The 12,902-nt window shown below is 60.2% G+C and carries 14 protein-coding genes and 1 tRNA gene; 12 read left to right on the forward strand and 3 right to left on the reverse strand.

From position 1 onward, the window contains the following. Window positions 1-12 precede the first annotated feature (12 nt). The 4 genes from grcA2 to RAE04_RS09565 are packed head-to-tail and all read left to right on the forward strand — an operon-like array spanning window position 13 to window position 3,594. Complete coding sequence (gene grcA2, locus RAE04_RS09550) at window positions 13-264, forward strand: autonomous glycyl radical cofactor GrcA2 (RefSeq protein WP_317027211.1); 252 nt, start codon at window positions 13-15, stop codon at window positions 262-264. 2 nt (window positions 265-266) lie between these two features. Continuing rightward, the gene (gene pflA / locus RAE04_RS09555; RefSeq protein ID WP_317027212.1) at window positions 267-1,136 is read left to right on the forward strand and encodes a pyruvate formate-lyase-activating protein; all 870 of its coding nucleotides are present in this window, start codon (window positions 267-269) and stop codon (window positions 1,134-1,136) included. An 11-nt stretch (window positions 1,137-1,147) separates the two neighbouring features. Beyond that, on the forward strand, window positions 1,148-2,386 hold the full coding sequence (locus tag RAE04_RS09560; protein WP_317027213.1) for an alpha/beta fold hydrolase: 1,239 nt from the start codon (window positions 1,148-1,150) through the stop codon (window positions 2,384-2,386). A 59-nt stretch (window positions 2,387-2,445) separates the two neighbouring features. Further along, complete coding sequence (locus RAE04_RS09565) at window positions 2,446-3,594, forward strand: SPFH domain-containing protein (RefSeq protein WP_286688432.1); 1,149 nt, start codon at window positions 2,446-2,448, stop codon at window positions 3,592-3,594. Window positions 3,595-3,805: 211 nt separating this feature from the next. On the opposite strand, the gene RAE04_RS09570 is transcribed toward RAE04_RS09565, so the two are convergent. Beyond that, window positions 3,806-4,792 carry an HNH endonuclease signature motif containing protein gene (locus tag RAE04_RS09570; RefSeq protein ID WP_286688433.1) on the reverse strand — a complete coding sequence of 329 codons (987 nt, stop codon included), beginning with the start codon at window positions 4,790-4,792 and terminating at the stop codon, window positions 3,806-3,808. A gap of 87 nt (window positions 4,793-4,879) precedes the next feature. On the opposite strand from RAE04_RS09570, the gene RAE04_RS09575 reads away from it, so the two are divergent. Beyond that, window positions 4,880-5,104, forward strand: coding sequence for a hypothetical protein (locus tag RAE04_RS09575; protein ID WP_286688434.1), 225 nt, complete (start codon window positions 4,880-4,882; stop codon window positions 5,102-5,104). Here the strand turns inward: RAE04_RS09575 and bcp are convergent. After that, on the reverse strand, window positions 5,097-5,564 hold the full coding sequence (bcp, locus tag RAE04_RS09580) for a thioredoxin-dependent thiol peroxidase (protein ID WP_286688435.1): 468 nt from the start codon (window positions 5,562-5,564) through the stop codon (window positions 5,097-5,099). The genes RAE04_RS09575 and bcp overlap by 8 nt on opposite strands. Window positions 5,565-5,660: 96 nt before the next feature. Here bcp and RAE04_RS09585 point away from each other — a divergent pair, with 96 nt between their 5' ends. From RAE04_RS09585 to RAE04_RS09605, 5 genes are all read left to right on the forward strand, one after another. Then, complete coding sequence (locus tag RAE04_RS09585; RefSeq protein ID WP_317027214.1) at window positions 5,661-5,939, forward strand: DUF3618 domain-containing protein; 279 nt, start codon at window positions 5,661-5,663, stop codon at window positions 5,937-5,939. A 52-nt stretch (window positions 5,940-5,991) separates the two neighbouring features. Beyond that, window positions 5,992-7,269 carry a glutaminase gene (locus tag RAE04_RS09590; RefSeq protein WP_317027215.1) on the forward strand — a complete coding sequence of 426 codons (1,278 nt, stop codon included), beginning with the start codon at window positions 5,992-5,994 and terminating at the stop codon, window positions 7,267-7,269. 90 nt (window positions 7,270-7,359) lie between these two features. Further along, window positions 7,360-8,523, forward strand: coding sequence for an ABC transporter substrate-binding protein (locus tag RAE04_RS09595; protein ID WP_317027216.1), 1,164 nt, complete (start codon window positions 7,360-7,362; stop codon window positions 8,521-8,523). Beyond that, window positions 8,523-9,578: a FecCD family ABC transporter permease gene (locus RAE04_RS09600; protein WP_284788719.1), complete on the forward strand. Its 1,056-nt coding sequence runs from the start codon at window positions 8,523-8,525 to the stop codon at window positions 9,576-9,578. The genes RAE04_RS09595 and RAE04_RS09600 overlap by 1 nt, the downstream gene beginning before the upstream one ends. Continuing rightward, window positions 9,569-10,330 (forward strand): ABC transporter ATP-binding protein, encoded by a 762-nt coding sequence (locus RAE04_RS09605; protein ID WP_284767084.1) that lies wholly within the window; start codon window positions 9,569-9,571, stop codon window positions 10,328-10,330. Before RAE04_RS09600 ends, RAE04_RS09605 begins: the two co-directional genes overlap by 10 nt. Before the next feature lie 50 nt (window positions 10,331-10,380). Here RAE04_RS09605 and RAE04_RS09610 read toward each other — a convergent pair. Further along, a tRNA-Lys gene (locus tag RAE04_RS09610) sits at window positions 10,381-10,456 on the reverse strand. Between the two features lie 212 nt (window positions 10,457-10,668). On the opposite strand from RAE04_RS09610, the gene RAE04_RS09615 reads away from it, so the two are divergent. Both RAE04_RS09615 and RAE04_RS09620 read left to right on the forward strand, forming a co-directional pair. Beyond that, window positions 10,669-11,898, forward strand: coding sequence for an Ig-like domain-containing protein (locus tag RAE04_RS09615; RefSeq protein ID WP_286688438.1), 1,230 nt, complete (start codon window positions 10,669-10,671; stop codon window positions 11,896-11,898). A gap of 29 nt (window positions 11,899-11,927) precedes the next feature. Continuing rightward, a complete protein-coding gene (locus tag RAE04_RS09620; protein WP_317027217.1) occupies window positions 11,928-12,884 on the forward strand; it encodes an MsnO8 family LLM class oxidoreductase in 957 nt (318 codons plus the stop codon). The last annotated feature ends 18 nt before the right edge of the window (window positions 12,885-12,902 follow it).

Genomic DNA, 12,902 nt, shown 5'->3' on the forward strand with positions numbered 1-12,902 from the left:
AAGGAGAAAATCATGGCAACCCCAACTTTCGAAGACCGCATGGCAGCAATGAAGGCAAACCGCGATGCACACCAGATGAACTCTGGTCTGTACCACGCCAACATCAACGTGCTGGACAAGTCCACCCTGGAAGATGCCGTTGAGCACCCAGAGAAGTACCCGAACCTCACCGTTCGCGTCTCTGGCTACGCAGTCAACTTCGTTAAGCTGACCAAGGAGCAGCAGCTCGACGTTATCTCCCGTACCTTCCACCAGGGTTCCTAATCATGGCAGATGGCGTTACTGGTGTCGTTACCCTCTCTCCTGAAGAGGGAGAGCGAGTCCGCGGCGCGGCCGCGGGCCTGGGAAATGACGCTCAATTCGATGACATTACCCGCCCCGAACTCATGGAGGCGCGCCGTACCGGCGATATTGCCCTCGTGCACTCTTGGGAGCTCGTGACCGCCGTCGATGGCCCGGGTACCCGCATGACGATGTTCATGTCCGGTTGCCCACTGCGCTGCCAGTACTGCCATAACCCAGACACCTGGGAGATGAAGACCGGCACGCTGGAGCGGGTCGAGGATGTGGTCAAGCGCATCAAGCGTTATAAGCCAATCTTCAACGCTTCCGGTGGCGGTCTCACCATCTCCGGTGGTGAACCCCTCTTCCAACTTTCTTTCACGCGCCGCGTGCTCAAGGAAGTTCACGATGCGGGCATCCACACCACCATCGATACTGCCGGTTATCTCGGTGCGCGGTTGCGTGACGAGGACCTGGACAATATCGACCTCGTGCTTCTCGACGTCAAGTCGGGCGACGAGGAAACCTATCGCAAGGTCACTCAGCGCGAACTTCAGCCCACGCTGGACTTCGGCGACAGGCTGAACAAGATAGGCAAACCGGTGTGGATCCGCTTCGTGGCGGTGCCAGACCTCACGGACTCGCCAGAGAACGTGGAAAATGTGGCCAATATCGTGGCGCGTTGGAAATCCAACGTTGAGCGCGTTGAGGTCCTGCCTTTCCACAATATGGGCAAGGACAAGTGGGATAGCTTGGGCATGAACTACCAGCTAGCTGACACGAAGCCACCAAAGCCGGAGGATGTGGAGAAAATCCGTGACGTCTTCCGCTCGAAGGGCTTGGAAGTCCACTAGCCTGGGAGGACATGACGTCCTATCACCGCTTCGGCCACACAATTAAAGAGCACCACCTAGAAGTCCCGTGGGATTATTCCAATCCCCACGGGACTTTTGGGCTCTACGCCCGCGAAATAATCCCGCCCGGTGGAGAGGACCTGCCCGCATTGGTCTACCTGCAGGGCGGTCCTGGTTTCCCGGCGCCCCGGCCGTTGGCGCCTACGGGGCTGATTGGCAAGGCGCTAGAGCGCTACCGCGTTATCCTCATGGATCAGCGCGGCACCGGCAGATCGCACCGCATTGATGCGCTTAGCCCGGCCGCAGAGCGCACCGCCAAGCACTTGGCGTTGCTACGCCAGGACAATATCGTCCGCGATGCCGAGCGCCTGCGCGAGCACCTCGGACTCGAAAAATTGTCGCTGTTCGGCCAATCCTTCGGCGGCTTTTGCATCACCGCCTACCTGTCCCAGGCACCCGAGCGGGTCGAGCATGCCTTCTTCACCGGCGGCATCCCCACCTTGAAGGGCGCGGACGATCTCTACCGCGCTACCTTTAGCAAGCTTAAGGCCCGCCAGCAGCGGTTCTACCGCGAATTCCCCTGGGCGCAGGGCCGTATCGAGGAGATCATTTCTCACCTGGACAATTCAGATGAGCGGCTACCTACCGGTGAGCGCCTGTCCGCGCTGCGTTTTCGCACCATCGGCATTGAGCTCGGCCGTGGCACCGGCTTTGATTCGCTTGCCTATCTGCTGGAAGAGCCCTTCCGCACCGTGGCGGGGGAGAAGCGGTTGCGGGGTGATTTCCTGGCGGACGTCGGCCAGCGCGTGAGCTTTGCGGACGGCCCGTTATATGCCGCCATTCATGAATCCATCTATGGCGGCGCCGGTGGCCAGGCCACTACGAACTGGGCGGCGCACCGCGTGCGCGAGGAGTTCCCCGAGTTTGCCGAGTCCGGTACGTGGCTAACCGGCGAGCACATTTTCCCCTGGCAGTTCGACGAGGATCCGGCTTTGCACGCGTTTGCCGACGCCGCCCATGGCCTCGCCCGCCACGAATTCTCCCCGCCCTATGCGTTGGGCGAGGTGCCGACCACAGCCGCGGCCATCTACGTCGATGATATTTTCGTCCCGCTCGAGGAGTCCTTGGCCACCGCCACACATCTGGGAGACCTGCGGCCGTGGATTAACAATGAATTCCAGCACAACGGCATCCGCGAGGACGGTGCTACCATCCTTGCCAGGCTCTTTGCGCTTATCGACGATCACTAGCATTTCGCTATTTCCTATGCGAAAATATTGGTGATCATCACAACATTTAGGGAGACTCAATGATTGCCACCATAGTAATAGTCCTTATTCTGCTGATTATCTTGGGAACGCTCTTCGATGGCTATTTCATCGTTCGCACTCGCGAAGCTGCCATACTGGAGCGTTTGGGCAAATTCCAAAAGGTGGCACATGCTGGCCTGCACTTTAAGATGCCGTGGATAGATCGCGTCCGCGATAAAATTTCGCTGCAGGTGCGGCAGCTGGACGTGATGGTGGAGACCAAGACGAAGGATAATGTCTTCGTCCAGATCCCTGTTGCCGTGCAGTACGAGGTAGTCCAGGGCCGCGAGCGCGAGGCGTACTACATGCTCTCCAATCACGAGCAGCAGATTGTGGCTTACGTCCAAGACAATGTTCGCTCTTCCGTGGCGAATATGAACCTAGATGATTCCTTCTCCTCTAAGGACACCATCGCCCGCAATGTTGCGGCCTCCCTGCGCGACAACATGGCCGAATATGGCTGGAACTTCGTCAATACCTTGGTTACCGATATCCGCCCCGATTCCCGCGTGCGCGAGTCCATGAACTCCATTAACGCAGCGCAGCGCGAGCGCGAGGCGGCCGTAGCCCAGGCGGAGGCTGAAAAGATCCGCGTGGTGAAGGAGGCCGAGGGCGCAGCCGAGGCGAAGAAGCTGCAGGGCCGCGGCGTCGCCGACCAGCGTAAGGAAATCGTCGAGGGCATTGCACAGCAGTACGAGATGCTTCGCGACGCCGGCGTGGAAGAGTCCCCCGAAGCTCTCATGCTGGTCTCCCAGTACCTCGACGCAATGGTCGACGTCTCTCACAACGGCCAGGCGTCCGTTCTCTACATGCCCTCCAACCCGCAGGGGATGGGCGATCTTTTCGGCGGTATGCGCGACGTGCTCATGGCCAACCGTGCCCTCGACTCCGCCGAGGAGCCGTCCCAACGCCGTCGCCCGCAGCCTAAGAAGCCTTCCCGTGCTGAAGAAATCGAGCGCGAATCTAAGCGTCAGGCCGAACGCGCTAAGCGCGAAGCCATCGCCGCTTCCCAGCGCGCTGAGCAGCAACGCTCCGAGAACCAGCAGGCAGAGCCGCAGGTGCAGCAGGGCCAACACTCCACCGCGCAGCCCCAGGCTGCCCGCGAGTACTTCCAGCAGCTGCGCGAGCAACTGAAAAGCGAGGACTAGCCCTGAGCATCGATAACCTCTTTGATGCCTATACCGCGCAGCGTGGCATAACCCGCCGCGCGGAGGTGATCCCCGATCACGAGTGCCAGGTTTTCGCTACCGACGGCCATCCTGACTCTGGCCGTGATGCGTTAAACGCCGCGCGCGACCTTGTCCACGATGTTCTTATGGCCGATGACACGCCGAGTAGCGCTACCTCGCAGAGGCAGCGCTAACGAACCCAGCGGACCTTGCCATTGACCCGAGCAAGGCGCCCGCGCAGTGGCGGGGCATTGGGATCATCTTGGTTGACCCCGTTGTGGTAGGGGCAGCACACCGTCAGGTTCTCCATATTGGTCAACCCGCCGTGTTTCCACGCCTTGAGGTGATGGATCTGGGCCTTGTCCGCCGGGTGGTTGCACGGCGGCCACGGGCAGGTGGGATTTTCGGCCGCGGCCATCTGTCGCTGTTTTTCGGTGGCGTAACGCGATGTGCGATACAGGTTGACTGGGCCCTTGACGGGATGGATAAGGGTGGCTAGACCATGCTCGGTGAAGGTGCGTTCGACCAGCTCGGCGCCGGTAATGGTGGCGCCATTTGTTAGGCGCAGGGTGACTTCTTCACCATCGCCGTCCAAAATGCGGTCCAGCGCGTTGAGCGGGATGATGACATTGGTTGTGGTGCGCGCGGAAGGCGCGCCCGAGCCGCGAAGGAGATCGCGGAGGGAATCGAGAGGGCGGTCGGGGTCGAGCGCGGCGTCGAACTCCGCGAGGAAGGCTGAGGGGGCAGTGATCCGCATCGTCCACGGGCCATTCGGCCGGCGCAGCAACTGTACTCCCTCGCGGGGCGGCATGCGACGCGGGCGGAGGTCGCGCAGACGCCGCTTGGCGCGGCGGGCGATTTCAGAAGCCGGCCCGCGCAGGCGGCACAGCTCCACGCGCAAGTTCCAGGCATCACGTTTATTGCGCAGCCGGGAGACGTATTTTTCGATGAGCTTGAGCGTTACGAGGTCGTGGTGTCGGGCGGCCGTGGCCGCGTGGCGTTGCTTGCGGCTAAAGCCGGTCGTACCGAAATAAACTTCGGCCATGGCGCGCAGTTCGCGCGCTTCCACGTCCGGCAAACCAAGCTCGAGAAGGGCGCGCTCAGACATGCCGTGGGCCTCGGCGAGGATGTCCATCGCCGAGGCAATATTGGTGGCATAGGCCTGCAGTGCGCTCATAGCTGCAACTTTAAGCAGAGCCGGCGGGCGAGCCGAGGCGAAGACGTCCGCAACTGTGGATAACTTGTTTAAGCGTCAACTTTCCCAGTGGCCCGCAATGGCAAAAAGGTACGAAACGAGCAGGCGCTTAATCTCTACGACCACGGCATCAAAGTCGTCCGAGTCGCCCGCAGTTGCGCAATTGAGCTGCGCGACGACGCTGTGGATAAGGGAGCTGGCCTGGTCAATGCGCTCGGCATCCGCGGCGGTGTCGCGCCGAGTGAGATCGCAGGCGGGGTACAACGCACCGACGGGTGCCCCGGCGCTAGTTAAGACCCTTCATCACGCGGGCGACGTGGCCGGTGGCCTTGACGTTGTAGTGCGTCTGGCCGATGGTGCCATCCGGCTCGACCAAGAAGGTGGAGCGGATAACGCCCTGGACGATCTTGCCGTAGTTCTTCTTCTCACCAAACGCGCCGTAGGAGGTCATGACAGACTTATCCGGATCCGAAAGCAGGGGGAAGTTCAGTTCGTGGTCTGCGCGGAACTTCGCCAGCGCCTCCGGCTTATCGGGCGAGATACCCACGACGGCGATATTGAGATCATTGAGCTGTTCCAGGGAATCGCGGAAATCGCAGGCTTCCTTGGTGCAGCCTGGGGTATTGGCGCGGGGGTAGAAGTAGACCAGTACGCGCTGGCCTGCGTAATCGGCGAGGGAAACGGTGTTTCCGGCGTCGTCGGCAAGCGCAAAGGCAGGGGCGGTATCTCCAACATTCAAACGGTTTTCAGTCATAGTTTCCACCTTACTTACCGCCCGGGCTGCACGCTTTTGGGCCGGCGGGGTAGAATGACCCCGTTAAGAGCGAACCTAAGTTAAGAGGAGAACTTCGTGGCACGCAATATTGAAGACATTCAGCGCGATATCGAGCGCACCCGCCGCCAGCTGGCCGGCACCCTGGACGAGCTGGCACAGCGCAGCAGCCCGCAGAACTTTGCCAACGAGGCTAAGAACGCGGCTACCGATAAGCTGCAGGACCGCAACGTGCAGATGGCCCTGGGCGGCGTCGGCGCCGCTGTGGTTGGTCTGATTGCTTTCTCGGTCTTCCGCTCTCGCCGCCGCAAGAGCGACCTGAAGGAGCTGCAGCGCCTGCTGTCCGAGCGCCACTAAATTATGGAAGTCCCCGCACACTGCGGGGACTTTTTTCGTAGGCTGGGTTGGGATGAAGACACCAATCCCTTTTTATTTGCAGGAAATCCTCACCAAGGTGCGCGATAATCGCGACGGTGCCGTGGCGGATTATATTCCGGAGCTGGCCAAGGCTGAGCCCGAGTATCTCGGCGCCGCGATGTGCACCACCACCGGCCACGTCTACTCAGCGGGCGATGATGAGGTGGAATTTACCCTGCAATCCTTGTCCAAGCCGTTTGTCTACGCACTGGCGCTGCAGGAGCTCGGCCTTTCTGCGGTGCGCGATATTGTGGGCATGGAGCCTTCGGGGGAGGCTTTTAATGAGCTTTCGCTCAACCGTGATGATCACCGGCCGGTCAACCCCATGATTAACGCGGGCGCGATTGCGGTCACGCAGTTAATTAATGGCGTGGATTCGGAGCCGGCCGAGCGTGTGGAGCGTTTGCGCACCTATTTTTCGCGGCTGGCGGGCCGCGATTTGCTTATCGACGCCCCCATGCGCGACTCCGAGCTCGAAGTCAGCGAACGCAACCTCTCCCTGGCGCATATGCTGCGCAATTACGACATCATCCAGGATGAGGCGCACGATGCGGTTTCGACCTATATCGAGCAGTGCTCGATTGTGGTGACGGTACGGGATTTGGCCGTGATGTCGGCAACCTTGGCCAATGGTGGCGTCCAGCCAGTGACGGGCGACCAAATTTTGGATGCGGACGTGTGCCGGTTGACGCTTTCGGTGATGAGCTCGGCCGGCATGTATGACGGCGCCGGTCGGTGGATGGCCGAGGTGGGCATCCCGGCGAAGTCGGGCGTCTCGGGCGGCCTGTTGGGCACGTTGCCGGGCCAGTTGGGCGTGGCTACATTCTCACCGCGGCTGAACAAGGAAGGCAACTCGGTGCGCGGGGTGGATGCGTTTAAGTTGTTGTCGAAGGATATGGGCCTACACCTGATGTCTACGGATGAGCGTTATGGCGTGAACCCGGTGCGCAAGGTGGAGCAGGATGCGGAGCTGACCGTCATTTATCTGCAGGGCTTGATTAACTTCAACGCGGCCGAGACCATCTTGTACGAGCTGATGGAGTCGGATTTTGGCGAAGGTACGGTAGTGCTCGAGCTATCGCATATCACCGGTACAAACCGTATGGGTCGGCGCATGCTGAAAGAGGGGCTGCGCCGCATCCGCGAGTCCGGCTTTGATATTGCGATCGTGGATCCGGATGGAGAGCTGGAAGATCGCACCATGTCGGACGGTACTCAGGTGCCCAAGGGAGAGCCGGAAGACTACATGATTAACGGTGAACCCGTTTAGGTTTGGGTTGCCTTACTTAATCAGGTTAGGATGTCCTATGTAAGGCCCTTCGCGTTAGCCGCGAGGGCATCCAACGACCAAGGACTAAAAATGGCTCATACTCCCTTCAAGGTGATGGCGGTTGTGGCGGCATCGGCAACCGCACTCGTCGGCTGCGGCGCAGCTGAGGAAGTAACTGGCGGCTCCAGCGGCGATGCTGAGTTCTCCTTCACCGATATCACCGGCCGTGACGTGGAACTGGATAAGGCTCCCGATCGCGTGATTTTGGGGGAGGGCCGATCGCTTTTTGCTACCGGCGTACTCAATACCGATAATCCGCTGGACAAGGTCGTTGGCATCGGCACGGACCTCAAACAAAACGTGCCGGATTACTATAACGTGCTGGAAAAGGAGCTGCCCTCCGTCAACGAGGTGCCAGAAATCGGCGGCTTTACCAAGGGCGATGTCACCGTGGAGAAGCTTGTGAGCTTGGATCCGGATCTTATCGTGCTGTCGCTGGATCAATACGATGCTTCCCGTGAGGCGGGCCTGACCGACAAGATGGACCAGGCTGGCTTGAAGTATGCGGTCACCGACTTCCGCCGCGACCCGCTGGAGAATACGCCCAAGACTATGGACATCTTCGGCGAGATCTTTGGCCAAGAGGATCGCGCTGAGGAATTCAACGCAGATTGGCAAAAGACCGTGGATCTGGTTGAGGACCGCGCAGAGAAGGTAAAAGATAAACCAAAGACTTTCGTTTGGAGAGCAGCAGGTGTGTCCGATTGCTGCGGTTCCTGGAACGATTCCAATATCTCCCAGCTGGTCAACGCGGCCGGTGGCGAGAATATCGGCGATAAAGTCATTCCGGGCGAGTCCGGCACAATCACCCCGGAAAAGGTCCTGGAATCTGACCCGGATATGATCATCGCCACCGGTGGCGATTGGTCCGAGATGAAGGACGATGAAGGCCACCCTGTCGGATACGCTGCAGTGGGCTACGGCATTGATGAAAAGGAAGCCAAGGGTAGCATCGCGAAGCTTCCGGAGAAGCAGGCCGGCTTCGATAAGCTGCGGGCGGTTAAGGAGCATCACCTGCACAGCATGTGGCACCAGTTCTATGATTCGCCGTTTAACTACCTGGCACTGCTGCAGGTAGCGGAGTGGATCGACCCGGAGGCGTATGCCGATATGGACGTCGCCAAGCAGTGGATGGATGCGCAAGAAAAGTACTCGCCGGTCTCTGGCGAGGGAACCTTCTTTAGCACCAACTAATGGAGGGCGCAGAGGTAGCCGCCCTCGCGCGGCAACATAAGAAGTTAACCTGGCAACGCATAGGCATCGTTGCGGGCCTGACGCTCATCGCAGCCGTGGCTTTTATTATCAGCAACTTCGTGGGTGCGATTGATATCAGCCCAGGCGAGGTCATGAAGGGTATAGTCAATCCCGCGGGGCTGGATGACCAGACGCGCACGGTGCTATGGCAACTGCGCCTGCCCATGGCCGTGATGGCCGTGCTTATCGGTATGGCCTTGTCCTTGGCCGGCGCGGAAATGCAGACCATCCTCAATAACCCGCTGGCCGAGCCTTTTACCCTCGGCATTTCTGCGGCCGCCGCGTTTGGCGGCGCCACCTCCATCGTGCTCAAGTGGCAGCTGATTGCGCAGCCGCAGTTCAACCTGGCGCTGATGGCGTGGCTTGCGGCCGCGGTGGCTACGGCCATTATTGTTATCGCGGCCGTCATCCGTGGTGCGAAGGCAGAAACCATGGTGCTGTTGGGCATCGGCTTGGTGTTCTTCTTCCAAGCCATGCTGGCGCTTATCCAGTACCAGTCCTCGGCCGAGGCGCTGCAACAGATCGTCTTTTGGTCCATGGGTTCTCTTACCCGCGCCAATTGGGCGGCCAACGGCGTGCTGGCGGCCGTGCTGATTATCGCCCTGCCCATTCTGTGGGCGCTGGGCTGGCGTCTTACTGCTTTGCGGCTTGGCGATGCCCGCGCCACCGCCATGGGCGTTAATACCTCCCGCCTGCGCATCGTGGTGCTCATCGTGGTGTCGCTCGTCGCGGCGACGACCGTGGCCTTTGCCGGCATCATCGGTTTCATTGGTCTGGTTGGCCCGCATATTGCCCGCATGCTGGTGGGCGAGGACCAGCGTTACTTCTTACCCGCCTCAATGGCTGCGGGCGCGGCCGTGATGTGTGCCGCGCATGCGGTCAGCCTGATGATTAAGCCGGGCTTGGCCATTCCCATTGGTATCGTTACCTCGCTTTTGGGCGTGCCATTCTTCATTGCCATCGTCATGACCCGAAGGAGGGCACTGTGGACGTAGAACTGACTATTTCCGGGCTGAGTGCGGCCTATGGCAAGCACCGCGTACTGGAGTCCGTGGATGTGGAAAAACTCCACGGCGGGCAGTTGGTGGGCCTGTTGGGGCCGAATGCCTCCGGCAAGACCACGCTGATTAAGTCCCTGGCCGGCGTCCACCGCGGCTGCCAGGGCGAAGTGGATTTTCGCGTCGATGGTACGGCACCGCGCGGCAAGCGCCGCCGGCAGCTCATCGGCTACGTGCCGCAGGATCTCACGAGCACGGCCGCGCTGCGGGCGTTTGAGGCCGTGCTGATCTCTGCGCGCCGTGAGGCCTGCGAGGACCCGATTACGCGCACCGGTGAGGTGCTGCACTCGCTGGGGCTGGATGCGATTGCCTCGCGCTACCTTAACGAGCTTTCCGGAGGCCAGCGCCAGCTGGTGGCGGTGGCGCAGATGTTGGTGGGCAACCCGGGCCTCATGCTTCTCGACGAACCCACGTCCGCCCTCGACCTCCATCACCAGATCTTTGTATTGGACGAGGTGCGTGCCAAGGCGAAGCGCGACGGCAGCCTGGGCTTGGTGGCCATCCACGATATTAACCTGGCTGCGCGCATGTGCGACCAGCTGGTAGTGCTCAAAAAGGGCCATATTCGCGCTCAGGGCAAACCTTCGGACGTTCTCACGGGGGAGCTGGTGGAAGGTGTGTATGGGGTAGAGGCGGACGTCGTCCAGCATGGCGGCGCTCCACTCATCGCCCCGCTGCGGGTGAGATAACAAAAGGCCGGGCTATTGCCCGGCCTAATTTTTTAACTTAAATTTTTAACTGGTGCGCCATCAGGGAATCGAACCCCGAACCCACTGATTAAGAGTCAGTTGCTCTGCCAATTGAGCTAATGGCGCATTGTTGACTTCCTGCCGTGTGGCTCTCTGTGCAACGAGTAGATACTCTAGCAGCCATTCTTAAAAAGTGTAAAATCGCCTGGTTACGGCGTGTTTTTAGGGGTCTATAACGAATTGGTTAATGCCTGAAGTGGCTTCTGGTAATTGCTGGAGTGAGACGCTAATCTAAATTGGTCTTTGAAAGCAGCAATTACGTGTCTAAGGGCAACTCAGTGAAACATTCCCTCCCTATTGCGCGCCGCCTCATCGCGGCCGCGGGCGTTGCGTGCATTTCCCTAGCCGCCGCCTCCTGCTCCTCTGATTCCTCTGCCGAGAATCAAACCGCTGACCAAGAATCCACCGCCGCCGCGAGCGCGAACGGCGCGAAGGATGGTGACAAAAAGTCCGAAAAGAAAAAGGACGGCCTGAAGGTTTCCGTAAAGGACGGGGCGCAGGACGTAGACCCGTCGAAGCCGGTAACGGTGGAGACCAACGGCAAGCTCAAGAGCGTCACCATGACCAATGAAGTGGGCGTGGAAGTAGAAGAAAAGCTCTCCAAGGACGCTAAGAAGTGGTCTACCGCGGAGGACTTGGGCTATAACCACACCTATTCCATCGTTGCCTCCGATGTGGATGGCAACAAGAAGAACCTCAGCTTTTCCACCCCGCAAGCGGCGGGCGTTGCCGAAGTCTCGCTTACTCCGATCCCGGACTCTGAGGTGGGCGTAGGCCAGGTTATTGGTGTGAACTTTGGTGTGCCGATTACGGACCGCAAGGCAGCCGAGAAGACTATTACTGTGACCACCAACCCCAAGGTGAAAGGCGCTTTCCACTGGGTCAACAACCAGGAGGTGCGCTGGCGTCCGAAGGACTACTGGGAGCCGGGCACTAAGGTTGAAGTAAAGGTGGACCAGTACGGCAAGGACCTAGGCGGCGGAATCTATGGCGGCGAGAACGCCAAGACCAATTTCACCATTGGGGACCGCACCGTCGCGATTATTGATAACGCCACCAAGACCATGAAGGTCTTCAAGAATAAGAAGTTCTTGCGCGCCATCCCGGTCTCGTTAGGCCGCGATTATCAGTACGATACGCCGAACGGACGCTACATCATCGGTGACGAGCACCCGCAGCTAGTCATGGACTCGGAGACCTTTGGCCTAGCCCATGAGGCAGGCGGCTACCGCACGACCGTGGACTGGGCTACCCAGATGTCCTATTCCGGCATCTATGTCCACTCCGCTCCGTGGTCAGTGTGGGCGCAGGGCAATACCAATACCTCTCATGGCTGCATCAACGTGACGCCGGAGGCTGCCCAGTGGTTCCAGGAGACGATGAAGCGCGGCGACGTGGTGCGCGTGTTCAATACCTACGGTGAAACGCTTAATGCGCTGGATGGCCTAGGTGACTGGAATATGTCCTGGGACGAGTGGTCTAAGGGTAACGCGGACGCCAATCAGTAGCGCCCAACCGCGGTGCAGGCGATGAGCGCATGGCTACAGTGGTGGCCATGCGTTTTTCTGTTTTAGACCGCGGGGCGGCCAGCCCGCTGGACCAGGTGGCTGAGCACGCGCGGCACGTAGAGGGGCTTGGTTTCCGGCGATTTCTGGTGGCCGAGCACCACGGTGTGCCGGGAATTCCGGCAGGCCAGCCGGGCATGTTGGCGGCGCACGTGGCGGCGCACACGCAGCGCATTCGGGTGGGAACGGCCGGCATCATGCTGTTGAATCATCCGCCGTTTCTGGTGGCCGAGCAGATAAACCTCCTCGAGGCGCTGTATCCCGGGCGCATCGATATTGGAATTGGTTCCTCTGTTGGCTTTACCGGCCCGGTGCGGCGGGCGCTGCGCCAGGGCGACCCGGCCGAGGTGAAACAGCGCTTTGAGGCGGAGCTGGCGACGTTGGTGCGCTACCTGCGCGGCGAGGAGGCGGTGACGGTGCGGCCGGAGTATGTGGGCACTCCGATCTACGTCTTGGCGGGCTTTCGATCGGCCATGGTTGCGGCCAAGATGGGGCTCGGCGTCATCTTGGGTGGTCCGGTGGCCACGCAGGAGGCAGCCGCGCGGGTGTATCGGGAGCATGCGCTTGCCGACGCCCCACCTATCATCTCCTCGCTCAATATTGCCGTCGCCGAGACATCCGCGGCCGCCCGTGATCTGTTGTTACCGGAGGCCTATGCCAAGGTACTCGCACAATCTACCGGCGAGTTCCCGGCCCTGCGGCCTGCAGGAGAGCTGGATATGGATGCGCTCACGGGGCAGCAGCGCCGGCGCATTGAGGAGGCGCTGGCCCAAGACGTATGGGGAACGGTGAGGGAAGTGGGGGAGGAGCTTAGGGGCGTCGGCAAGCGGCTGGGTGTTAGCGAGTTTGTGGTGACCGGAGACATGCCAGATGTGGCTGGTCGGGCACGTTCGGAGGAGCTGCTGGCGAGCATGCAGGCGGAAAACTGAAAAGGCCCGAGCACAAGG

Origin of the sequence: Corynebacterium sp. CTNIH16, from assembly GCF_032821655.1 — a bacterium.
Classification (GTDB): domain Bacteria; phylum Actinomycetota; class Actinomycetes; order Mycobacteriales; family Mycobacteriaceae; genus Corynebacterium; species Corynebacterium marquesiae.

Excerpts from the sequence above, each read along its gene's own strand:
- RAE04_RS09620 (WP_317027217.1), top strand. The coding sequence starts at position 11,928 with ATGGCTACAGTGGTGGCCATGCGTTTTTCTGTTTTAGACCGCGGGGCG.
- bcp (WP_286688435.1), bottom strand. The coding sequence starts at position 5,564 with ATGACTGAAAACCGTTTGAATGTTGGAGATACCGCCCCTGCCTTTGCG.
- RAE04_RS09560 (WP_317027213.1), top strand. The coding sequence starts at position 1,148 with ATGACGTCCTATCACCGCTTCGGCCACACAATTAAAGAGCACCACCTA.
- RAE04_RS09565 (WP_286688432.1), top strand. The coding sequence starts at position 2,446 with ATGATTGCCACCATAGTAATAGTCCTTATTCTGCTGATTATCTTGGGA.
- RAE04_RS09570 (WP_286688433.1), bottom strand. The coding sequence starts at position 4,792 with ATGAGCGCACTGCAGGCCTATGCCACCAATATTGCCTCGGCGATGGAC.
- grcA2 (WP_317027211.1), top strand. The coding sequence starts at position 13 with ATGGCAACCCCAACTTTCGAAGACCGCATGGCAGCAATGAAGGCAAAC.
- RAE04_RS09590 (WP_317027215.1), top strand. The coding sequence starts at position 5,992 with ATGAAGACACCAATCCCTTTTTATTTGCAGGAAATCCTCACCAAGGTG.
- RAE04_RS09600 (WP_284788719.1), top strand. The coding sequence starts at position 8,523 with ATGGAGGGCGCAGAGGTAGCCGCCCTCGCGCGGCAACATAAGAAGTTA.
- RAE04_RS09595 (WP_317027216.1), top strand. The coding sequence starts at position 7,360 with ATGGCTCATACTCCCTTCAAGGTGATGGCGGTTGTGGCGGCATCGGCA.
- pflA (WP_317027212.1), top strand. The coding sequence starts at position 267 with ATGGCAGATGGCGTTACTGGTGTCGTTACCCTCTCTCCTGAAGAGGGA.